At 57.2% G+C, this 22,153-nt stretch carries 19 protein-coding genes; 2 read left to right on the forward strand and 17 right to left on the reverse strand.

Annotated elements, in window-relative coordinates; translation table 11 throughout:
• Positions 1 to 218: 218 nt before the first annotated feature.
• The 3 genes from ACUXHH_RS05440 to ACUXHH_RS05450 all read right to left on the reverse strand — a co-directional run bounded on the left by ACUXHH_RS05440 (position 219) and on the right by ACUXHH_RS05450 (position 4,157).
• Positions 219 to 1,883: a transporter gene (locus ACUXHH_RS05440; protein WP_458390983.1), complete on the reverse strand. Its 1,665-nt coding sequence runs from the start codon at positions 1,881 to 1,883 to the stop codon at positions 219 to 221.
• Complete coding sequence (locus tag ACUXHH_RS05445) at positions 1,859 to 2,860, reverse strand: ABC transporter ATP-binding protein (protein WP_458390984.1); 1,002 nt, start codon at positions 2,858 to 2,860, stop codon at positions 1,859 to 1,861. Before ACUXHH_RS05445 ends, ACUXHH_RS05440 begins: the two co-directional genes overlap by 25 nt.
• Before the next feature lie 298 nt (positions 2,861 to 3,158).
• Positions 3,159 to 4,157 carry a co-chaperone YbbN gene (locus ACUXHH_RS05450; protein ID WP_458390985.1) on the reverse strand — a complete coding sequence of 333 codons (999 nt, stop codon included), beginning with the start codon at positions 4,155 to 4,157 and terminating at the stop codon, positions 3,159 to 3,161.
• 312 nt (positions 4,158 to 4,469) lie between these two features.
• Here ACUXHH_RS05450 and ACUXHH_RS05455 point away from each other — a divergent pair, with 312 nt between their 5' ends.
• Positions 4,470 to 5,756, forward strand: a complete 1,287-nt coding sequence (locus ACUXHH_RS05455; protein ID WP_458390986.1) for an AI-2E family transporter — start codon at positions 4,470 to 4,472, stop codon at positions 5,754 to 5,756.
• A 150-nt stretch (positions 5,757 to 5,906) separates the two neighbouring features.
• Here the strand turns inward: ACUXHH_RS05455 and ACUXHH_RS05460 are convergent, their stop codons facing one another.
• The gene (locus tag ACUXHH_RS05460) at positions 5,907 to 6,725 is read right to left on the reverse strand and encodes an alpha/beta hydrolase (RefSeq protein ID WP_458390987.1); all 819 of its coding nucleotides are present in this window, start codon (positions 6,723 to 6,725) and stop codon (positions 5,907 to 5,909) included.
• A gap of 582 nt (positions 6,726 to 7,307) precedes the next feature.
• On the opposite strand from ACUXHH_RS05460, the gene nucS reads away from it, so the two are divergent.
• Positions 7,308 to 8,021 carry an endonuclease NucS gene (gene nucS / locus ACUXHH_RS05465; RefSeq protein WP_279740532.1) on the forward strand — a complete coding sequence of 238 codons (714 nt, stop codon included), beginning with the start codon at positions 7,308 to 7,310 and terminating at the stop codon, positions 8,019 to 8,021.
• Between the two features lie 223 nt (positions 8,022 to 8,244).
• Here the strand turns inward: nucS and ACUXHH_RS05470 are convergent, their stop codons facing one another.
• The 13 genes from ACUXHH_RS05470 to ACUXHH_RS05530 all read right to left on the reverse strand — a co-directional run bounded on the left by ACUXHH_RS05470 (position 8,245) and on the right by ACUXHH_RS05530 (position 21,784).
• Complete coding sequence (locus ACUXHH_RS05470; protein ID WP_279740530.1) at positions 8,245 to 8,502, reverse strand: F0F1 ATP synthase subunit epsilon; 258 nt, start codon at positions 8,500 to 8,502, stop codon at positions 8,245 to 8,247.
• A 2-nt stretch (positions 8,503 to 8,504) separates the two neighbouring features.
• Positions 8,505 to 9,968, reverse strand: a complete 1,464-nt coding sequence (gene atpD, locus ACUXHH_RS05475; RefSeq protein ID WP_005507810.1) for a F0F1 ATP synthase subunit beta — start codon at positions 9,966 to 9,968, stop codon at positions 8,505 to 8,507.
• Positions 9,969 to 10,024: 56 nt separating this feature from the next.
• A complete protein-coding gene (locus tag ACUXHH_RS05480; RefSeq protein WP_279740528.1) occupies positions 10,025 to 10,966 on the reverse strand; it encodes a F0F1 ATP synthase subunit gamma in 942 nt (313 codons plus the stop codon).
• Between the two features lie 75 nt (positions 10,967 to 11,041).
• The gene (gene atpA / locus ACUXHH_RS05485) at positions 11,042 to 12,667 is read right to left on the reverse strand and encodes a F0F1 ATP synthase subunit alpha (RefSeq protein ID WP_371568086.1); all 1,626 of its coding nucleotides are present in this window, start codon (positions 12,665 to 12,667) and stop codon (positions 11,042 to 11,044) included.
• Between the two features lie 193 nt (positions 12,668 to 12,860).
• A complete protein-coding gene (locus ACUXHH_RS05490; RefSeq protein WP_279740525.1) occupies positions 12,861 to 13,673 on the reverse strand; it encodes a F0F1 ATP synthase subunit delta in 813 nt (270 codons plus the stop codon).
• Positions 13,673 to 14,230, reverse strand: coding sequence for a F0F1 ATP synthase subunit B (locus ACUXHH_RS05495; RefSeq protein ID WP_005506460.1), 558 nt, complete (start codon positions 14,228 to 14,230; stop codon positions 13,673 to 13,675). Before ACUXHH_RS05495 ends, ACUXHH_RS05490 begins: the two co-directional genes overlap by 1 nt.
• 51 nt (positions 14,231 to 14,281) lie before the next feature.
• Positions 14,282 to 14,485 carry an ATP synthase F0 subunit C gene (atpE, locus tag ACUXHH_RS05500; RefSeq protein ID WP_005506461.1) on the reverse strand — a complete coding sequence of 68 codons (204 nt, stop codon included), beginning with the start codon at positions 14,483 to 14,485 and terminating at the stop codon, positions 14,282 to 14,284.
• 142 nt (positions 14,486 to 14,627) lie between these two features.
• A complete protein-coding gene (atpB, locus tag ACUXHH_RS05505) occupies positions 14,628 to 15,419 on the reverse strand; it encodes a F0F1 ATP synthase subunit A (protein WP_005507804.1) in 792 nt (263 codons plus the stop codon).
• Positions 15,420 to 15,532: 113 nt separating this feature from the next.
• Complete coding sequence (locus ACUXHH_RS05510) at positions 15,533 to 15,793, reverse strand: hypothetical protein (RefSeq protein ID WP_279740520.1); 261 nt, start codon at positions 15,791 to 15,793, stop codon at positions 15,533 to 15,535.
• A 28-nt stretch (positions 15,794 to 15,821) separates the two neighbouring features.
• Entirely contained in the window at positions 15,822 to 16,331 is a 510-nt protein-coding gene (locus tag ACUXHH_RS05515) for a hypothetical protein (RefSeq protein ID WP_279740519.1), read from the reverse strand.
• A 56-nt stretch (positions 16,332 to 16,387) separates the two neighbouring features.
• Positions 16,388 to 17,659 carry an MraY family glycosyltransferase gene (locus tag ACUXHH_RS05520; RefSeq protein ID WP_458390988.1) on the reverse strand — a complete coding sequence of 424 codons (1,272 nt, stop codon included), beginning with the start codon at positions 17,657 to 17,659 and terminating at the stop codon, positions 16,388 to 16,390.
• Between the two features lie 214 nt (positions 17,660 to 17,873).
• Positions 17,874 to 19,832, reverse strand: coding sequence for a polysaccharide biosynthesis protein (locus ACUXHH_RS05525; protein WP_279740516.1), 1,959 nt, complete (start codon positions 19,830 to 19,832; stop codon positions 17,874 to 17,876).
• Positions 19,832 to 21,784, reverse strand: a complete 1,953-nt coding sequence (locus tag ACUXHH_RS05530) for a glycosyltransferase family 2 protein (RefSeq protein WP_458390989.1) — start codon at positions 21,782 to 21,784, stop codon at positions 19,832 to 19,834. Before ACUXHH_RS05530 ends, ACUXHH_RS05525 begins: the two co-directional genes overlap by 1 nt.
• Between the last annotated feature and the right edge of the window lie 369 nt (positions 21,785 to 22,153).

The following is a 22,153-nucleotide window of genomic DNA, read 5'->3' on the forward strand; positions in this document are numbered from 1 at the left end:
CTCTATTTTAGTAGCAGTTGGGAGGTGCTGAGCCCACGGGCGGTCAATATGGAGGCAGACCACAGCTCGGCCATAGGCTCTTAGTTATTACGGTGAGCTTCTTTCCGCTAGAATTTCGGGCGGTGCAGAAAAGGGGTTCCGTGCCAGGCTTAGTACCTAACACGGAACCATTCTCGTTTATTCCTGATGTGCTGGAGCTTCAACTCTTGTTAGTTCACTTAGAAGCGTGCCACGCGCTCCAGCATCTTGGAGCTGACCTTGTCGTAGCGGTGACCGCCCCACACCACGCCACCCACGAGCAGGGCGGCACCAATCAGCAGCTGAATTACGCCACCGTAGACGAGGGTCAGCATATCCTGCGTGCGGAAAATATACAGGACAACGGAGATACCGCCAGGTAGTGCGCTGAGCATCACCAGAAGTATAGAGAGCATCAGCAGCAACTGTTTAGCGAAGCCGTCAGTGTTCTTCGGGTTCTTGAACGGGTTAGCACCGGGAGGCGCCACCGGCGGACTGATGAAGGTATCCATCACGCATCCCATGCCAGCCGCCGCGGCGAACACTCCCAGCTGGTGCATCAGCACGATGGGGAAGAGGTCCAGGTGTCCATTTGCTACACAGGCGACGAATATCACCACCACCACGACCGGAACCGTCAAGATGCTGTAGCCCCAGAGACGACCGATGCGGTCATCAATACCGCGCAGCGGGGAGAGTACGTGCAAGCTGAATGCAGTGTTGTCGTATGAGACGAGGTAGCACATGTAGTAGCCGGTGAAGATGGTGCAGAAGTACATCCAGAATCCGAAGAGCTGCATGACGCCGCTATTGATAATCTGGTAGGCTTCAGCCGCGTTGCCGGAGAATTCAACATGAGTCTTACCGGACCCCACAGAACTCAGGAACAGCGGCATACCCACAGTTAGTATCAGGTAAAGCATGGCGGTGCTGACGGCCAGCATCTGCAGACGGTTATCTTTCAGGAATGAGTGCAGGGTTCGTGCCGCTACGGCACCTCGCGGGGTTGCGGGGAAGCGAGCGAACAGACCCAAATCACCTGCGGCGACTTCGGCTGCACTCGCATGGTGGGCGCTACCGCTCACATTCGCCATGGAGCGTGCAAGGTTCTTACCCCACAACCACCAACCGCCGGCCAGGTAAACAAGGGTCAAGGCCAGGCAGCAAAGGGCGGCGCCCATATGGCCGGTCGTCATAAAGTAGGGCACCGCGAACGCGGACCCGAAAGGCGTCACACCCAGCCACGGTAAGTAGGGCAGCACTTCATCCCAATGCTCGGTCAGGTAAATCATTGTGCCGCCGAAGATAAAGCCGGCACTCATCATCAGTAGCACAGCAATAATCATCAGGGTATTGGCGATGCGCGGGTTATCGTTCAGCACCATCCCCAGACGGTTTGCGAGACGTGCCCACACCATGAGGTTCGCAAGGCCGAGCACGCAGCAGAGGAGGTACACGATGAGCGCAAGCGGCTGCGATAGAAACGCGATAGCGCCCAGCAGCACCGCAATAATGCTCGCAATACCGGGGATACCCACGAACCCGCCAAGGAACTGGCCCTTCTGCAGGGTGGAGGGTTTGATGGGGAAGAGCACGAATCGGCTCTCGTCCAGGGTGCCGTCCAGTCCGGTAAAGACGATAGGGACGATAGCCCAGGCGAGGGCAAGAACAGCACCTACAAGGAGGGCTCCGAGCTGACCGTATTCAGGGATCTTCGAATTAGCAAGCACGTATGCGGAACCGAGGCTGAAGAGCATACCGCCCGTGTAGAGCACCGCAAAAATCAGGCCGATCAGTGCCCAGATGCTACGGCGGAAGGAAGCGAGCACATACTGCCACTTTAGTGAGACGAGGTGCCCAACCATGACAATCCTTCCGAGGAGGTGCGGCCGCCGACCAACTGCACGAATCGTTCTTCAAGGCTAATGCCTGCGCGTACTTCGTCGACGGTTCCGGCAGCGAGAATACGACCGGAGTCCATGACGGCTACGTGGTCGCACAGGCGCTGAACAAGGTCCATCACGTGCGAGGAGATAATGACAGTTCCGCCGGAGGCAACGAAGCCACGCAGAATGTCCTGAATATTTGCGGCAGAAACCGGGTCGACCGCTTCGAAGGGCTCATCGAGAATCAGCGCGGAGGGCGCGTGAACGAGAGCGGCGGCGAGCGCAATCTTCTTGGTCATACCGGCGGAGTAGTCGGCGACGGCACGGCCCGCAGCGTCGGTCAGGTCCATTGCAGTGAGCAGATCCTTGACGCGGGAGGCGACGGTTTCCTTATCGATTCCGTGCAGGTAGCCGGAGTAGGTGATGAGCTGCTCACCGGTGAGCTTGTCGAAGAGGTGCACGCCATCGGGCAGCACGCCCAGGTGTGCTTTGGCTTTGAGCGGGTCGGCCCACATGTCAATACCACGCACGTATGCGGTGCCTTCATCGGGCATGAGCATACCGGTGACCATGGAGATGGTGGTGGTTTTACCGGCACCGTTGCGGCCGACCAGTCCGTAGAAGGATCCGGAGGGGATGTCGAGGTTGATACGGTCGACGGCGACCTTCTGGCCGAATGCCTTGGTGAGGCCGCGGATTTCAATGGCGGGGCAAGCACCAGCCGCAGGTATAGTCTGCGGGGTGACGGGTAGCTGCGGTGCTACCGATGCGGGAACAGCTGCTGCGGGGGTTGGGAGTGCCTCCGCAGGGGTGTCCGGTACGCGTACAGCTTCCGAGGCTATAGCCTGGGGTACTGCCGCGGCGGGGGCTGCCTCTACTGCGGTCTCTTGTACCGGGTTCTGCGGCGAACCTGGTTCATGCGAATCAGGGTTTCGAGAAAAATGACTAGTGTTCATGTTTTCACCCTATCACTCTTGTAAAAAAGGCCACAGGCTTTGGCTATAAAACCGCATATTACGTATCCGTCGTGCAGTATATGGACATTCCGGGGTGCTATCTGTAGCGTCCTGGCGCGCTATCTGTCAGGTTGGGGTTTCTGATCTCTCCTTCAATAAAACCACCAAAACCACAAAAATCAGAGCGGGCTACCGCCTATCCCACAGCCCGAGTACAGGGGTAGACGATAGCCCGTCCGTATTCAAAGTTTCAGCCGGTTAGACCGGCTCATGACGTTTCCCCGGTGACAGCTGTTTTTTAGAACAGCGCCATGGTCAGTGCTGCACGCGCTTTGACGGTGCGCGGGTCAGATACACCCACCACGTCGAAGAGCTGCACGAGGCGTTCACGCACACGCGCCTTATCGTCGGGGCCCACTGCGCTAAACAGGCGCAGCAGACGGTTGTAGGAGTCTTCCACGTGGCCACCCACTAGATCCAGATCGGCTACATTGAATGCCGCGTCAATATTCATGGGGTCTGCAGCGGCCGCCGCACGTTCGGTTGCCATGTCCAGGTCCTTCACTCGTGAGAGCAGTTCAACCTGTTCCAGGCCGAGCTTCGCTTCCTTATCGCCGGGGTTCTCGGTGATTGCCTTGCGGTATGCGGCGCGGGCGCCCTCCAAGTCACCGCGGTCAAGGGCGGCGACGGCTTCTGCGTGCAGGGGCGGCAGGGGCTTTTCGTCGTCGGGAACGACCGGGTCGAATCCGCCGGGCAGCTGGTACTGTGCCGCGAGCTGCAGAACCTGGGAGAGCACATCGCCGAGGTCTTCTGCGCTGACCGGGCCGGTGTAAATCGGTGCCGGGCGGCCCGCCAGAACGGCAACACCCGCGGGCACGCCGCTCACGCCGAATGCCTGGGCAGCTTCGGGAAGCTTGGTGACGTCCACGGCGGCGCAAATCATGCTACCTGCGGCGGAGTCGACGAGCTTCTGCACGCCTTCGAGCATCTGCAGGGAGGAGGGCGAGTGCGGCGCGTAGAGCGCAAAAATTACGGCACCCTGACTGGAGAGCTGCACGAACTTCTGGAACTCTTCGGGGGTGTTGACCTCGTAGCGCCAGGTGGGAGCGGAGGGGGTCTGTTCGCCACCCTGTTCGCCAGCAGACTGTGCCGCGTTGGGGTTCAGTTCCATGGCGTTGCGTACGGAAGCGGGAATCTCCTGCGCTGCATCGTTCTGCGCTGCCCCACCCTGCGCGACGTTACCCTGTGCCGCGTTCTGGGATGCGCCACGGTCTGCCGGATCAAAAATAATGCTCATCCTGGGCTCCTTTACGTTCTGTATCTATTGTTGCGTGCGGGATCTATTGTTGCGTGCCGGCTAGATCCTTCACGCGTTCCTTCCTCTATTATCCCCACAATGGGCCGTTGCGAGCGAGAGTTATCTGCCGCCTACGCTCTGAGCTCATGCCGGGACTAGCACTTATACTAATCCTTGAACAGCGCACAGATAACTCTCACACTTGCGCTCCCCTATCTTTGGGATTCACCGTTGACGTCGTAACCAAGTAAACCAGCCGGTAGAATGGCACAGTAGAGAAAAAATACCCGGAATGATTCGGAAAGGAAGACCATGAGCAAGAAGAAGGCCTCAGCAACTCCCGCAGAGGCTACATCGTCCCCCGAGACGCGTAAAAAGGATTCCCTCACTGATCAGCTAACGGAGACTTTCAGCGAGCTGACCGAAAGCATTAGCCAGGTGCGTTCTAACCGCCGCCGCGCTTCCATGCCCCCTACGGATACCATTCCGGTGGTCCCCGCCGCTTCCGAGGATACACCTCCCCCACCCAAGGTGGTCGGCAACGGCAAGACCTCGATGATGCATAACCCGGTTGCTTTTGGTTTCCTCATGACCGTGGGCGTGGGTCTAGCGCTCTTCGCCTACTACATTTTCAACAATGTGGGTGCCCTGGTGGGTTGGGTGACCGGTGCTATTTTCATTGCTCTGGGTCTGGACCCGATTGTGCGCCGCCTGGAGTCTTGGGGCATTAAGCGCGGTATCGGCGTGATTGCTGTGCTTGCTGGTTTTGCTGGCGCTGTGACCGCTCTGGTCATGACCATTGGCCCGATTATTAGCGAGCAGGCATCTAAGTTTGTTCAGTACGCGCCGGGTATTTATCAGAACACGATTAATTCTGATTGGTACCACGAGCTTGATCAGCGTTTTAACATCAGCACCTGGGCGAATGAGAATGTCCCGAAGTTCTTGGAATCAACGTTCTCCTCTTCACAGGTCAATAGCTTCATGTCGAGCCTGGTTACTGCTGGATCCACCCTGGCGCAGAGCGTGACCGGCGTGATTATTGTGCTGTTCCTGTCTTTATACTTCCTCACCTCGATGGACACCATCAAGGCATGGGGTGTGCGTCTGGCGCCGTCGTCCAAGCGTGTGCGCGTCAAGTACATTACCGACAAGATTACCGAGTCGGTGGGTAACTACGTGATGGGTCAGGCTCTGGTTGCTGTGCTGAACGCGTTTGTGGCGTTCTTGATTATGACTTTTGTGGGCTTTAGCTTCCCGCAGTTGATGGCTTTGGTCGTCATGATTCTGGCGTTTATTCCGCTGGTTGGTGGCGTGATCGCGCTAATTTTGACCTCGATGATTCTACTGACTCAGGGCTGGAGCCTGGCGCTGTGGTTTGCGGTGGCGTACTTCCTGTACTTGCAGGTGGAGGCGTATCTAATTTCTCCGCGTATTATGGCTCGCGCTGTATCGGTTCCTGCCGGCGTTGCGATTATTTCGGTGGCTGCCGGTGGCGCACTCTGGGGCGTGCTGGGTGCACTGATTGCTATTCCGGTGGCGGCTTCCATGCTGATTCTGGTCCGTGAGGTATTCATTCCTCGCCAGGACCAACTTTAGTCACCTCCCAGCGGTAGATTCCCTTTAGGTTCTCTACACGCTCGCGGCTCTTCTGCCGAGCAAGCATTTAAGACAAAAGGCGGTGGCTTTGGATATTCTATCCAAAGCCACCGCCTTGATATTTTTGTGCCGTATTTTTATGCCGATCCTTTAGAGCTCAGTGATTTCTTCTGCCACCGGGCCGTTGTATTCGGTGGGCAGCTCGGTGGGTACACCGGTCACGATGCTGACCACGGTGTTGAGGACCTGCTGTACGGACTTCTCGCCCACCCACAGGTGCTTGCACCCCTCAAAGGGAATCACCTGAGTGCGCGGTACAGCCGCGAAACGCTCACGCGCCGCCGGAGGCTGCAGGTAGTCATCATGCTCAGGAACCAGCGCGTACAGCAGGTTCGAGATATTGTTCCATTCGTCCAGCTCAGCCGGGTGCACGCGGTGCAGCGGCGGGGAGAGCAGAATAGCACCGGTGAACTCGTTCGCGTATTCGGGCGCGTACTTGAGCACCAACTCAGTGCCGAAGGACCAGCCAACCAGCCAGGGGTTCGGCAGGGCACGCTCACGTACAAACTTCAGGATTGCATCGAAGTCCTTCTTCTCGGCAAAGCCGCCGTCAAAGACGCCTTCACTAGTGCCGCGAATCGAAGAAGTACCACGAGTGTTGAAACGTAGCACCGCAATATTCGACAGCGCCGGCAGGCGGAAGGACGCCTTCTTGTACACGTGCGAGTCCATGTAGCCGCCGTGGGTGGGCAACGGATGGAAGGTCACCAGGGTTGCTTTGACTTCGCCTTCGGGCAGTGCGAGTTCACCGACGAGGCGCTTGCCATCCGCAGTGGTGACGGTGAAGTTCTCGCGGCGCGCAGGAAGCACAGTACGTGCCTTAATGGGGGTGTGTTCAGCAGCGGTGCTGAAGACGTAGCGGGCGGGATCGAATTCCTGCTCGCGAGTGGTATCGGCGTTGTTGCTCATTGCGTTCCTTCAAGAATTGGATTCGAGAATGTGGTCTTGGGCTGCACCTTATGTGCAGTGTTCAGCCTATTTGCGGCGGGTGCGCCAGCAATGCTGATGCCAGTGTCTGCGCTCATCAATGGCGCGGCTACGGCCCATCGTATGGCTTTCTTGCCACACCACCAGATGCGCTGTTCTGGGTGGAATCGGGCGGTAGCATTCGGGGCATGTGTAGGTTTTTTGGGCGTTGACAGCTGGAATGTATTGCACCAGCCAGTCACCGTATCGGTCACGTTCTAGTCGGGGCGTAGGGTCGAGAATCCTGCTAATATCACGCCCTGCGGGTGCTTGACGGTGCCACTTATCGCTGGTGGTGCCGGATGCTCGCCTGCCGGGATGATTTTTACGTGCCATGAGCCCTATTCTACCGCGCCACTCAACTATCTCTACCTACCAGCCCTGCCGCTGTTCGCTATGCGCTCTTCCTCATCCGGAGGCAGTACTCCTCCCCCGCTTTGTGCCGCGACCTGCATCGACCTCAGGTTCCCTAGCTCATACCCTCACCTGCTAGAGCCAAGCACTCGTACCTGCTAGAGTGGACGGATGCGTATTGTCATTGCTGAATGCTCCGTAGATTATGAGGGCCGCCTTCGCGCCCACCTGCCCCGCGCTACCCGCCTACTAATGGTCAAGAATGACGGCTCCGTCCTCATTCACTCCGACGGTGGTTCCTACAAGCCCCTGAACTGGATGAGCCCTCCCTGCTCCCTGCTGGTGGCTGAGCGCAAGGACGTTCCGCAGAGCATCCGTGAGGAACTGGAGTCTGATGTTCAGCAACTGTGGACCGTACAGGCGGCTAAGAGCGATGACCGCCTCATGATTCGTATCTACAAGATTGAGCACGAGCACGCCACCGACCTGGGTGTTGACCCCGGCCTCATCAAGGACGGTGTGGAGGCTGACCTGCAGCGTCTACTTGCCGAGCAAATCCACACTCTCGGTGATGGCTATTCGCTGGTGCGCCGCGAGTACCCAACCGCTATCGGTCCGGTAGACATCATGGCGAAGGATGCGCACGGCATCTCCGTGGCGGTTGAGCTTAAGCGTGTGGGCGATATTGACGGTGTTGAGCAGCTTACCCGTTATCTGGAGCTGCTCAACCGTGACCCGCTGCTGGCTCCGGTGCGCGGCGTGTTTGCGGCACAGACGATTAAGCCGCAGGCTCGTACCCTGGCTGAGGACCGCGGTATCCGCTGCGTGAGCCTGGACTACGATGCGATGCGCGGCGTGGACGATTCGGCTGACCGCCTGTTCTAAACGGCTCTAGCTAGGCGGCTACACATAGAGTGAGGGGGCCTCCCAACCGTGGGAGCCCCCCTTTCTGTGCGCATCATCTTTCTAGGCATGCTATTGTTTTGCGCGCTCTCTTTTTGCGCACATGACCTGTCCCGTATACACCAATCGCCGGTGCCCTTCCCCTGTCGAGGAGGAACACCGGCGAGGTGTACACACTGTCAATTCCCCGTGTGGGGAACCGGCTTTAGATATGTGTGTGCTTTGCAGCGATGGTCACGTGGTCGTTCGAGACGGTCAAGAAACCTGCGTTGAGGATGGTCTTAATGGGCTCACCCTCAATAGGTTCAATGAGCAGCTCGCCGTCCTGTGCCAGCAGCGTGCAGGTGGGGATCATACCCGGCAGGATACCAAGGTCACCGCTAACGGAGCGTGCACGAACGTACTTCGCTTCGCCAGTCCACACGACGCGTTCGCGGGAAACAACTTCAACTTTCAGAGCCATGATTACTTAGCTCCAGTCTGTGCCTTGATTTCCTCGTAGCGGCGCATAACGTCGTCCATACCACCAATATTGTAGAACGCCTGCTCGGGGATGTGATCGACATCGCCGTTGCAGATCATCTGGAAGGACTCGATGGTGTCCTTCAGCGGAACGGTCGAACCCTCGACACCGGTGAACTGCTTTGCAGTGTAGGTGTTCTGGGAGAGGAACTGCTCGATACGACGTGCACGTGCCACGACAATCTTCTGTTCCTCGGAGAGCTCGTCCACACCCAGAATCGCGATGATGTCCTGCAGTTCCTTGTTTTCCTGCAGAATAGCCTTCACGCGAATTGCGGTGTCGTAGTGCTCCTGGCCGATGTACTGTGCGTCCAGAATTCGGGAGGTGGAGGACAGCGGGTCAATTGCCGGGTACAGACCGCGCGATGCGATTTCACGAGAGAGCTCGGTGGTCGCATCCAGGTGCGCGAAGGTGGTTGCCGGCGCCGGGTCGGTGTAGTCATCCGCAGGCACGTAAATTGCCTGCATGGAGGTGATGGAGTGACCGCGGGTGGAGGTAATGCGTTCCTGCAGCAGACCCATTTCGTCCGCCAGGTTCGGCTGGTAACCCACTGCGGAGGGCATGCGGCCCAGCAGGGTGGAAACCTCAGAACCTGCCTGCGTGAAACGGAAGATGTTGTCGATGAACAGCAGCACGTCCTGGTTCTGAACATCGCGGAAGTACTCCGCCATGGTCAGACCGGTCAGTGCCACGCGCAGACGGGTTCCCGGGGGCTCATCCATCTGGCCGAATACAAGAGCGGTGTCCTTCAGAACGCCTGCTTCTTCCATTTCGACCCACAGGTCGTTACCCTCACGGGTACGCTCGCCAACACCGGTGAACACGGAGGTACCACCGAAGTTACGAGCCACGCGGGTAATCATTTCCTGGATCAGCACGGTCTTACCCACGCCTGCACCACCGAATAGACCAATCTTACCGCCCTTAATGTAGGGGGTCAGAAGGTCGATGGACTTAATACCGGTCTCCAGCATTTCGGTGGAGCCTTCCAGCTCTGCGAAGCCGGGAGCGGCACGGTGAATCGGCCAGTAGGTGTCAGCCTTGATCTCGGAGTTCGGCACATCGAGTGCGTCACCGAGAACATTGAAGATGTGGCCCTTCACGCCGTCACCAACGGGGACGGAAATCGGTGCGCCGGTATCGACTACAGCCTGACCACGGACCAGGCCGTCAGTCTGCTGCAGGGAGATAGCGCGAACGATTGAGTCGCCCAGGTGCTGTGCGGTCTCGAAGGTGATGGTGCGGGTGCGACCGTCGAGGGTCAGCTCGGTGGTCAGAGCGTTGTAAATCTCGGGGACCTGACCGGCGGGGAACTCGACATCGACCACGGGGCCGATGACGCGGGCAATACGACCCGTTGCGCCCTGAGTCGGTGCGGAGACCGATTCGTTGTAGGTGGCAGTCATATTTCTCACTTACTTAGAAAGTTTGGACAGTTGATGGCTTCGTTGGCGTACCAATACTAGGAGCCGAGGGCGTCTGCGCCGCCCACGATTTCAGAGAGCTCCTGAGTAATTTCCGCCTGACGTGCGTTGTTCATCAAACGGGTGTACTTGGTAATCAGCGTCTCAGCGTTGTCACCTGCGGTCTTCATTGCGCGCTGGCGGGATGCCAGCTCACTTGCTGCTGCCTGCAGGAGGCAGGAGAAGATACGGGATGCAACGTAGCGCGGCAGCAGCTCGTTGAGTACTTCCTCAGCGGAGGGTTCGAACTCGAAGGATGCCGCCTGCTCGTACTCAGCCTTGGTCAGTTCCTGGTCGGGAACGATTTCCTCGCCCATAGCCTTTGCGTCAGCCACGTGGATGGGCAGCAGGCGCAGAATCTTAGGTTCCTGAACAACCATCGATTTGAACTCGGTGTACACGATGTGCAGTTCGTCTACGCCGCCCTCTTCGATAGGCAGGTCGTAGGCTTCGAGCAGCGCGTCACGAATTTCGACGGCGGTTTCAACACGAGGTGCATCGGTGTGGCCCTCCCACGCACGGGCGTAGGGGCGCTCACGGAACTCAAAGTAAGCCTTTGCCTTACGACCGACCAGGTACAGCTGTACCTCCTGGCCGTTAGAGCGCAACCTCTCAATCAGAGATTCAGTACGACGCAGGATAGCCGAGGAGTACGAACCAGCCAGGCCGCGGTCGCTGGTAATAACCAGGATTGCGGAGCGGCGGTGTTCGTAGGTTCCGAACTCGTGCGGCTTATGAATCAGCGGGTGTTCGATACCATGCTGAGTCGCAACCGCAGTCACCACACGGGTCAGAGCGTTTGCGTAGGGGCCGGCTGCCTGAGCAGCATTACGAGCCTTGTTAATGCGGGAGGTCGCGATCATCTCCATCGCCTTGAAGATTTTCTTCATAGACGACGTCGAAGCAATCTTCTGTCGGTAAACCCTAATCTGGGCTCCCATAGAGCTTCCTTTCTCCTTGCTTTCTGCCCCGCCCCAGCCTCATAGCTGAGGCGGGGAGAAGGCGAGGACTAATCGCTAACCGATGGTTTCCTGAGTGATTTCGCTATCGTGAGCTGCCTTGTGTTCCTCGTGACCTGCGTTGACGAGGTGGCTGCTACCCTCAGACTTGAAGCCCTGCTTGAATTCAGCAACTGCAGTCTTCAGCGCGGCAACGATGTCATCCTCAAGTTTGCCGGAGGAAGCGATATCGGTTAGTACCGAGGTCTTGTGACGCAGGTACTCGATGAAGCCTTCTTCGAAGCGCAGCACGTCGGAAACCTCAATGTCATCGAGGTGACCGGAGGTACCAGCCCAAATGGAGACAACCTGCTCTTCAACTGCGTACGGGGTGTACTGCGGCTGACGTAGCAACTCGGTCAGGCGAGAACCGCGGGTCAGCTGTGCCTTGGTAGCGTCGTCCAGGTCGGATGCAAACATTGCGAACGCTTCCATCGAACGGTACTGTGCCAGCTCCAGCTTCAGGGTACCAGAGACCTTCTTCATAGCCTTGGTCTGTGCGGCACCACCAACACGGGAGACGGAGATACCTACGTCAACTGCCGGACGCTGGTTAGCGTTGAACAGGTCGGACTGCAGGAAGATCTGGCCGTCGGTAATGGAGATGACGTTGGTCGGAATGAAGGCGGAAACATCGTTTGCCTTGGTCTCAATGATCGGGAAGCCGGTCATCGAGCCAGCACCGAGGTCGTCAGAGAGCTTAGCGCAACGCTCCAGCAGACGGGAGTGCAGGTAGAAGACGTCACCGGGGTATGCTTCACGTCCCGGCGGGCGGCGCAGCAACAGGGACACAGCGCGGTATGCTTCTGCCTGCTTCGACAGGTCGTCGAAGATGATGAGGACGTGCTTGCCACCGTACATCCAGTGCTGGCCGATAGCCGAACCGGTGTAGGGTGCCAAGTACTTGAAGCCTGCTGCGTCGGATGCAGGAGATGCCACGATGGTGGTGTACTCCAGCGCGCCACGAGTCTCAAGGGTGTGGCGGACAGCTGCAATGGTGGATGCCTTCTGGCCAACAGCCACATAGATGCATCGAACCTGCTTGTCGGGGTCACCGGAAGCCCAGTTGTCCTTCTGGTTCAGAATGGTGTCGATCGCGATAGCGGTCTTACCGGTCTGGCGGTCACCAATGATCAGCTGACGCTGACCGCGACCGATCGGAATCATCGAGTCGATTGCCTTCAGACCGGTCTGCAGCGGCTCGTGAACCGACTTACGCTGGGTCACGCCGGGAGCCTGCAGCTCCAGTGCGCGGCGGCCTTCGGACTCAATGGGGCCAAGGTCATCGATCGGGTTACCAAGGGGGTCAACAACGCGACCGAGGTACGCGTCACCAACCGGCACCGAGAGGACCTCACCGGTGCGGTGTACGACCTGGCCCTCTTCAATACCGGTGAAGTCGCCCAGGACAATCACACCAATATTGCGGGTATCCAGGTTCTGTGCGAGGCCGAGGGTGCCGTCTTCGAAACGAAGCAGCTCATTCGCCATAACCGAGGGAAGACCCTCGACACGAGCGATACCGTCGGAGGCCGATACAACTCGACCCACCTCAACACGTTCTGCATTGCCGGGTTCATAAGACGCTGCAAACTCGTTCAGCGCATTACGGACATCGTCGGCATTGATGGTCAGTTCGGCCATCTTGTGTCCCTGCTCTCTCATTGTGGTTGCATTCCGATAACGGAACCAACCGAAACTTGCAATTCGGGTTGAACGGGTGGGCAATGCCACTGCTTCTGTTTCTGTGAAGGGGGCATATGCAACGCACCCGCTACCCGAGGTATCTTCTAAATCACCGTTGCGACGAACGGTCCAGCGTCGCTAGCTTGAGCCGCTAGCCGATGGCACGAGCCAGATCGGACATACGGGTCTCGACGGTACCGTCGATCACCTCGTCGCCCACCTGAACACGCAGACCACCCAGAACGGCGGGGTCCACCGAAACGTCGAGCTTCAGCTCACGGCCGTACACGGCGTTGAGCGCACGACCGAGACGTTCAAGCTGTACCTGCGACAGCGCAATCGCGCTAGTTACTCGCGCAATGTAACGGTTCTGTCGCGTGACGATGATTTCTGCGAACTCATCGGCTACCCGTGCAGCGTGACGGCCGCGGGGGTTGGAGCCAACTCGTTCGAGCAGAAGCACACCTTCGGCAGTGGTGGCGGGGCCACCGAGCGCCACGGCGAGCTTCTTCTTTGCTTCTTTGCTTGCCTGATGGTCGGACAGCGCTTCCTGCGCCTGAGTGTTGGATTCAACGGTACGCACAAAGGTGAGTAGTTCGTTGAGTACCTCGTCCAGGGCGTCCACGCCACCGCGAGACTGAGCCGATGCGGTCACGGCGAGTACTGCTGCATACTCCAGGGCATTCGCCAGATCAGCATCATCAGACCAGCGCTGAGCCACCGCATTGGTGAGAACAGCCATAGCCTGAGAAGAGATCTTGCCGCCGAAGACGGTGTTAGCGATACCCTGACGTGCTGCTGCATCACGCGAAGAATCGGTGACAGCACGGCGCAGGGTGCCGTTGTGGTCGAGAACATCAACCACAGCGAAAAGCTCGCTCGCCAGGTTCAGGGGTTGCAGGGAAGCGTGAGCTTCCAGTACCTCTTCCACCTTGCTCAGTGATTCAGTAGATACTCCTGCCATTACCGAGCCGCACCTGCGTTCTGCTTCTCGGTTTCAAGGTCAGCAAGAAAACGATCTACCACACGGGCCGATCGCTCATCATCGTTGAGGGCTTCGCCCACAATCTTGCCGGCAAGGGTCGTAGCAAGAGTGCCAACCTCGGAACGGAGGGACACTGCTGCTGCCGCACGCTCTGCCTCGATAGCCTTTGCCGCATTATCGCTAATACGCTGAGCCTCAGCGGTTGCACGCTCGCGAGCATCGGCAATAATTGCCTCGCCCTCTGCGCGTGCCTCTTCACGAATCTTCTGAGCCTCCAGTCGAGCGCTTTCGAGCTGCTGGGTGTACTCATCGCGAGCCGCTGCAGCCTCTGCCTGTGCCTTCTCGGCCTTGGCAAGGCCACCTTCGATTGCTTCCTTACGGTCCTGGTAGATCTTCTCGAACGCCGGGACAACGTACTTAGCAACGATGTAGTAGAGGATCAGGAATCCGATGAGGGTAATGACAATTTCCCCGACGTCGGGAATCAAGGGGTTCGAAGTTGCCTCCGCTCCCCCATCGCTTGCCAGATAAATCATGGAGGGAATCCTGTTCTATGGGATGGGTCGTTTAGGATGTGGCAGAGCCGGTTACTTGATGAAGACGAGAACCAGGCCCAGAATTGCCAGTGCCTCGACCAGTGCGAAGCCCAGGAACAGCATGGGCTGCAGGGTCTTCTGGGACTCGGGCTGACGAGCAACGCTGGTCATGTATGCCGCGAAGATCAGACCCACGCCGATGCCGCCGCCAATAGCTGCCAGACCGTAGCCAACCGCAGTGATGGAACCAACCATTATTTTTCCTTTCAACAGTGTTCGACCGGGAACATACCCGAACCGAACAGAGTTTGATTTGAGTTATAGCCCGCACAGTGAACGTGTGGGTTGCTTTATTCACGCCCAATGACGAACGTGAAAATCTAAAAAACTAGAGAGTTTAGTGCCCCTCGGAAACCGAGCCCTGCAGGTACACAGCCAGCAACAGAGCGAACACATAAGCCTGGATGCACTGAATCATGAATTCCAGGAAGTACAGGAACATGCCCAGAGCACCGGGTGCAATAGCAGCCAGGTAGCCGATGCCGCCCAGGGTCTCAACCATGTAGGTCACCATGCTGGATGCAACCATCAGCGCCAGGTGACCACCGAACATGGTCGCAAAGAGACGCAGTGCGTGAGTTGCGGGACGAATCAGCAGGTTCGAGAAGAACTCGATCGGGATCAGGATGGGGTAAATCCACACCGGCAGACCCGACGGCATGGTGATGTCCTTGAAGAAGCCGCCCAGGCCCTTGCGCTTGATACCAACACCAACCCAGGTCAGGTATGCGACGCCAGCCAGCGCGTAGGCGCTACCGGGGTGGGAGAAGGAGGGCAGCTGAACAAACGGAATCGAACCGAAGAGGTTGTTCACCAAAACAAAGAAGAAGGAGGCGAAGAGAATCGGCACGAAAGGCTTGTAGTGCTGTACGCCCAGGGTTTCCTTGCCGAGGGAGTTACGAGCAAACATGTAGCCAGACTCAGCGATGAACTGAGTCTTGCCAGGAACCATGGCGCGCTTACGTGCTGCGGTGAGGAAGAATACCGCGATAATCACCACGGACAGCAGAATCAGTACGTTCTGCTTACCGAATGCGAAATCACCAATGGTGAAGAAGGGGGGCAGATGCATGTCTTCGGGGGTCGGCGGCACATAGGCTTCCGCGAGGATCAACCCGTTCTCGATCAAAGCAAGTCCTTTCTTGCTACTAGTGGCTATCAAGAGCCCATGTCTGCCTATAAAACGACTGACATGCTAACTACATGGATGAATGTGTGACCTAGCGGTCCGCGTTCGATGACCTAGCGGTCTTTATTCTGCCTGGTCATATGGGTAAAGACGAGGGTCAAACCTCCAACGGCGCCAATCAAGACACCAACCCACACCAGCCAGGTAGTGGAGAAGACCAGGTCACCAAGGTAACCGATGCCTCCCCACACTGCTACACCGATGATCAGATAGAGAATCGACATGACTGCGCCGGAGAGACCTCCGTCAGATACCAAGTCTCCGGTAGAGCGGAGCTTTTTATCTCCGTCCCACCATTTCTTCTCTTCGGCCAAACGTATTTCCTTTCAAACACCGATCGCGTTACCGACCATGGTCTTCTAGATCGGTGTCGAAGTATAGAATTCTCAGTCGTGCGATGCTGACCGTTTCAATAACAATCCACAGAATCACACCGGTACATGCGCCTGCGAGAGTCCAACCGTGCCTCAGACTCTCGGGGAACGGCACAAAAATCAATACCAGACCAAGTAGGGCAATCTTCACAAGGTAGCTCACCACCAGCGATTTGGGTACACCCCAGTCTAAAATGGGAGCAACCAACATAACTAATACGCCCAGAGTGAAGCATATATAGATTATCAGAAAGCCCAAAGTTATTCCTAGCGCGCCCACAGGGCCCGCAAACAGGTATGCACTCATCATACCGCCCAACCAAGCCAGCAGAGAGTAAGCCGATACCCTATAGAACAAAAATTTCCAGGAAAGCTCCTGGCTCTCAAAAGAAGAGGCCGTCAAACCTGCTTGAGCACGCTCTCGGCGGCGTTTCTGCTGCCATCTACGTTCCGCCGGCGGATACCACAGAACGTCCACCAAGCGCCTCCATAGAGGCTCAACAGGAACCTGAGATTTGGGCTGTCCAAAAACCATTAGTGTTTCTCCCCACGGTTCTGATTTGACTGAGTGGAAGAAGGGGGAGCAGAAGAGGACTGACCCGCACGATCTTTCACAGAATCGGGCATAATCGGCTCCGGATGCAACAAGGTCGGCTCCACATTCTCAGGAGTCGCCGGAACACCAGTTGCAGAAGTCAACGAACCAGTAGCAGGCTCCGAAACAGTCTTCTTTGTCTTAGGAGCCGATGCAAAATGCTTCGACAAATCAATCGCAGAAGCAGGAGCCACGCCGCCAAAGAGCTGCGGCATACGCAGATACACCGCCAACACGGCAAGAGCCACCATCACCACACCCACAGTTGCCACCACAGATCCTGCAGCATACAGGTCAGATGCGAACGCCAGCAGCACCCACACCAGAATCGTCGTACCCGTCACCACAGCAGTCGAACCAAGGTGACTGAAACCAACATCCGTCAGACGCTGATAAGTGTGAGTACGGTGCGGCTTGTACCACTGCTCCCCCGCCATAAAACGACGGAACAGAGTAATACCAGCATCCGCAAGGTAGGTCACCAGCGGAGCAAAAGACAGCAGGAACGGAACATCTGCAAACCACGCACCCACAGCCATCGCACCCAGCGCCGCACCCAAAACATAAGAACCCGCATCGCCCAAAAACACGTTCTTACCAGGGCGCACGTTCCACGGCAGGAACGCCGCAAAAGCACCAGCAACAGCCACACCAGCCAAAGCCAGCCACGGCAGGTTCACCATCCAGCCGGTCAGCGCATAAGCCAAACCAGCCACCAGACCGTGAGCACCAGAAATGCCGTTAATGCCGTCCATAAAGTTCGCCACGTTAATGTATCCGGCAATAAAAATCGCGCCCAGAATCAGCAGCAGAACGTTCGTGCCCTGCACCGCCGCAAAGCTTACGCTCACCAGCACACCAATCACCAGTTGCAGGCCCGCACGACGCATAATACTCACGCCGTGAATATCCTCCAGCCAGCCCAAAGCAAGAGCGCACAAAATCGCCACGGCAATCGTCACCGCCAGTTGCAAAGACTCAGAAGAACGGTATGTCCAGCCGAACATAGTAGCCATCACAAACGCCAGCAGAGTCGCCGCAGCAGTCGCCAGACCCATACCGCGGTAGGTCGGAGCAGTATGCGAAGAACGTTCATTAGGAACATCCACCATATTATTGCGGTGCAAAATCGGGCGCACCGCAAACGGCAAAAGGGCACCCAAAACAAAAGCAAGAGCAAAAATACTCAATAGCTCAGAAAAGGAGGTCATACCAGCTCCAAGGCATTGCGCCGTCGAAGCTGGAACCAAGCTCCAGAATCGCGGCTGAGGGACGATGTGTGTGCAGTATATGTTTACTTCGTATTCTATAAAACTATTCACCAACGCGGGGTTAGCCTTCACAGAATCCAGTGCCGCGCAAAGAGCAAACACCGGATACCACACCCGCCATGCAAGTACAGCATCCGGTGTCATTCCATAAAGATTAGAACGTCTGTGCATCCGCCAGAGTACGCGGATCCGGGGCACGCTCCAGGCCATGACGCTCATAGCCGCTGTGCTCTCGATAGTTCTGAATCCACAGCTCATAATCGAGCTCATCAGGGTTAAGTGCCGGGGCACTCGACCGGGAAATATACCGGTTCTCCTCACTGGGTACCAGCTTCTCGGTACCGCCGAAGAGAGCCTCATCTAGCTTCTCACCCTTACGAAGACCTATCTCCTTGATCTCCACGTCATACCGCTCATACGCCTGGCGCATTGCCTTTGCAACATCCAGAATCTTGACCGGCTGACCCATATCCAGCACCATGACCTCGCCCGGGCGACCAATAGCACCGGCAAGCATCACCAGCAGGCAGGCATCGGTAATCAGCATGAAGTAACGGGTCGCGCGCTTATCCGTCAGGGTAATCGGACCACCTGAGAGGATCTGCTTCGTAAAAAGCGGCTTAATCGAACCGCGCGAACCAAACACGTTACCGAAACGAACCGACACGTAAGTGTTGCCGGTCTTCTCGCCAAAGTACGCGGTCAGACGCTCCGCCACACGCTTGGACTGGCCCAGCGCAGTCTTCGGGTCAGCAGCCTTATCGGTCGAAACGTTTACGAAGGTCTTCACGCCCACCGCCTCCGCGGCACGCAGCACGTTGAGAGTGCCCAGGGAGTTCGTCTTCCACGCCTCCTGCGGGTAGGCCTCCAGCGCCGACACATGCTTCAAAGCCGCAGCGTGGAAGACCACCTCGGGGCGACGGTCACGGAAAATCTCCAGCAGGTTATCACCCTCACGAATATCAGCCAGAATAATGCGGTCATCATCCAGGCTCGACTCGTGAGTAATCGAAACCTTCGTCTCCATCAGCAGAGTCTCATCATGATCAAGCATCATGAGAGTCTTAGGTTTAAACTCACTAATCTGACGGCACAACTCAGAACCAATCGAGCCGCCTGCGCCCGTGACCAGCACACGCTTACCGTGCAAGTACGAACGCAGAATATCGCGGTCAATATCGTAGTTAATCTCGCCACGAATCACGCGCATCAGGTCGTTATCGCTCGCAGTAATCAGACGCTCACCCATCAGGCGAGCATTCGCGCTACTAATACGCTGAACCTCAACCTTAAGCTTACGCATGCGGTTGCAGAAGGACTCGAAGTAATCCTCCGACATATCCGAAATCGTCACCAGAATCTTACGGGTACCCGACTCACGAATCACCTGCTCCAACTCGAGGTAAGTCGTAATCACCGAAATCCCATGGAACTTGGTACCAGCCTTCAGCTGGTCATCATCAAAGACAGCAATCGGGCGAAGCTTCGCCTCCTCATCATGCAGCATCGAATCCATGACCATGCCGCCAATAAAACCGGCACCGTACACAATCACGGGCTCACCAGTCAGCTCGCGCACAGCACCGCGCTCAGTGTACACACGCTTCGCCATACGGGCACCAGCCATCATAATCAGCGAAAACGCACCCGCAATCGCAGGCACACTATGCGGAATATGCGGCAGACCCAGCAGCTCATCCACAAAGGAGAAAGCAGTCAACGCAGCGCCCGCACTCAAAGCAGCTGCACCGGCACGCCACGACTCGTCAAACGAACCGTACGAATACACGCCGTTATAAATCTTTACGCCCGCCAAACCAACAGCCAGGTGCAACACCATAGCCAACGTAGCGGTCATCGTCAATGACGCCGGGTGAATAATATCGAACACCGAGCCGTTACTGAGCAACACACTATAGCGGAGCATGTAGGCGAACAAAACCGACAAAACCCAGGCGCTCGAATCAAGCAGCGCCTGCGCAATCAGCCACCACGGCTTACGCTCATACAGGCGGTTCACCAGCATCGTGCCAGAGTCACCCTCCGTCACCATCGTGCCGCGCTGAGCAGCCTTCCGCATCAGCACATGAGCGTGAGGTTTCAACTGAGCCACTACATGCCTCCTTCAGATGCGGTACCAGAAGTACGAGCCGTCAAAGACGACAACGCACGAAACGCCGAACGGCGCACCTGCTCAGGAACAAAACGGTACACACTACGCACCGCCATGTTCTGAGCCCACTGAAGCTTAGAAATACCGTGGCCGGTGTACAGTCGACGCTGAATCGCCACATCCTGCAACCAGGCGTCCACTCCCCCGCGCTTCGTGTACGCGCCCGCACCCGCACGGTAACGCACCAGCGCATCGGAGATATTGCCCAGACGGTAGCCGGCATCGCGCAGACGCATCCACAGCCACCAGTCCTCAGCGCCGGGTACAAACTCGTAACCGCCCAGCTGCTGCACGGCGCTCTTCACGAACGCCACAGACGGGTGATAAATCGGGTTGCGCGAGTCCATCGCGCTGAGCAGACGCTCAGAATCAATAATCGCCTCGCGGGTCGACTCCACCGCAGTATTGCTCTCATTCACCTCAAGCATGGCAGAGCCCAGCACCGTGTAGCCGCCCTGCACCAGGGCAGGAATTAGACGCGCAAAACGAGTCGGCTCAGACAGGTCATCAGAATCAGCACGAGCCACCAGCTCACAGGAACACGCCTGCAGACCGACGTTCAGCGCCTCCGCCAAACCAACATTCTGAGCCAGCTCCACCACCTGAATCGGCGGGCAATCCAGATTCTCAGCGCGCTGAACCCAGCGGTCCACCACAGCCTCCAGCTCGGGGGTCAGCGGGCCGTCCTTCACCAAAACCAGCTCAGAAGGACGCACTGTCTGGTTCAGCAGATTCGACTCTAACGCTTGATCCAAGTAAGCGGGGTTCTCTTTCGCATACAGGCTCATCAGCACCGAAAAATCAGGGACAGAGCTCACGCAACCACGCGCCTTCTCAGAGTCAATGGCGCTAACAGTAGCCGGCACGCCGTATCGGCCGGGGAAAGTCAGCGGATAAACGCCCTCAAGCACCTGAGCATTCGGGCGAGGCGCACGCAAACCATCACGCACACCATTGAGGAAATACCCCAGGTAGGTGCGGCGATCATCAGTACGCAGAACAGTAGAAATCCACAAACGCGCCGACGAACCACCATAGAGCAGCTTCTCCAGCGGGTTTAGGGTACGCGAGCGGGTAAAGACCCACAGCTTATTACGCACATCGTTATAGAAACGCGGACCCGGGTCAGCGTTCGTCGTACCAAAAGTCTTCGTGTGGTGCTTAGCCACCGAGGAAGGCACTGCAATGCCGTCACGGTGATGAATCAGACGAGTCGAAAACTCGAAGTCATCATTCCAAATGAAGAACTCAGCAATCGGCAAACCACCGTTACGGCGAATAGCCTGCGCATCCATCAGAATCGACACGAACGAGGCGCTACGAATCGGGCGGGCCCCCACCGCCTGCGCACGAGCATGACGCTGCTCCCCCGCCGCAAACATGGTGCGCGGAGTATTCATCGGGTGGTCCTCACCGTTCGTCCACATCACACGAGATGCCACCACCGCGGGGCGCTGCGAAGGCACCGGCGAATAGTTCAGCCAGGCGGCAACCGCCTCCGACAGGGTGTTCTCGGTCGGCTCGGTGTCATCGTCCATAACCCATACCAGGTCTGGGTTATGGCGTTCCAGGGCGCGGTCAATACCCACTGCGAAACCACCAGCACCGCCCATATTGCTCTCCAAGCGGATGCAGTCCACCGGCAGCTCATAATCCAGGGCCCGCAGATACTCGGCAGTACCGTCCGTGGAAGCGTTATCAACAATCACCACCGCCGCAGGTACGCGCTCACCAGAAGCGATACCAGCGAGAGTCTTCGGCAGCAGGTCCTCACGGTTATAGGTCACCACCACGGCAACCGTGCGGGGATATTCGTTCAAAGAATCATGAGAAGAAGACTGTTTGGAAGAAGGCTGGGCAAAAGCGGTCATGTTGCTGTACTTCTCTGCCATAAGTTCTCCCTCCGCGGCGCGATGCGCCTGAATCAGCCGGTACGCGATAAGCCATCCCATGCTGGGCGCTTCTGGTGTTTCTCGCGCCCACGGCATTCAATCGTGTGGATATATCACTCAAAGAAAACATTTTACCCGCGCTCTCCACTAGAGAGTGAACCGTCATCCCAAAAGATGCCCTATATAACAAATAAACAACCAAATTCAGTTGATTTATCCGCATAGCGGACGTACCCGCACACCCACTTTTGAGTATCCATCAAGCTATCAGTTTCACAGCCTGTGTTTGCGCTGTGCACCCCGTGCGAAAAAACGACCAGAGACCGAATAAAACCCCACAGATTCCCCATAAACTGTTCAAATATGGGA

This window comes from Rothia sp. 110740021-2 (genome assembly GCF_054263775.1).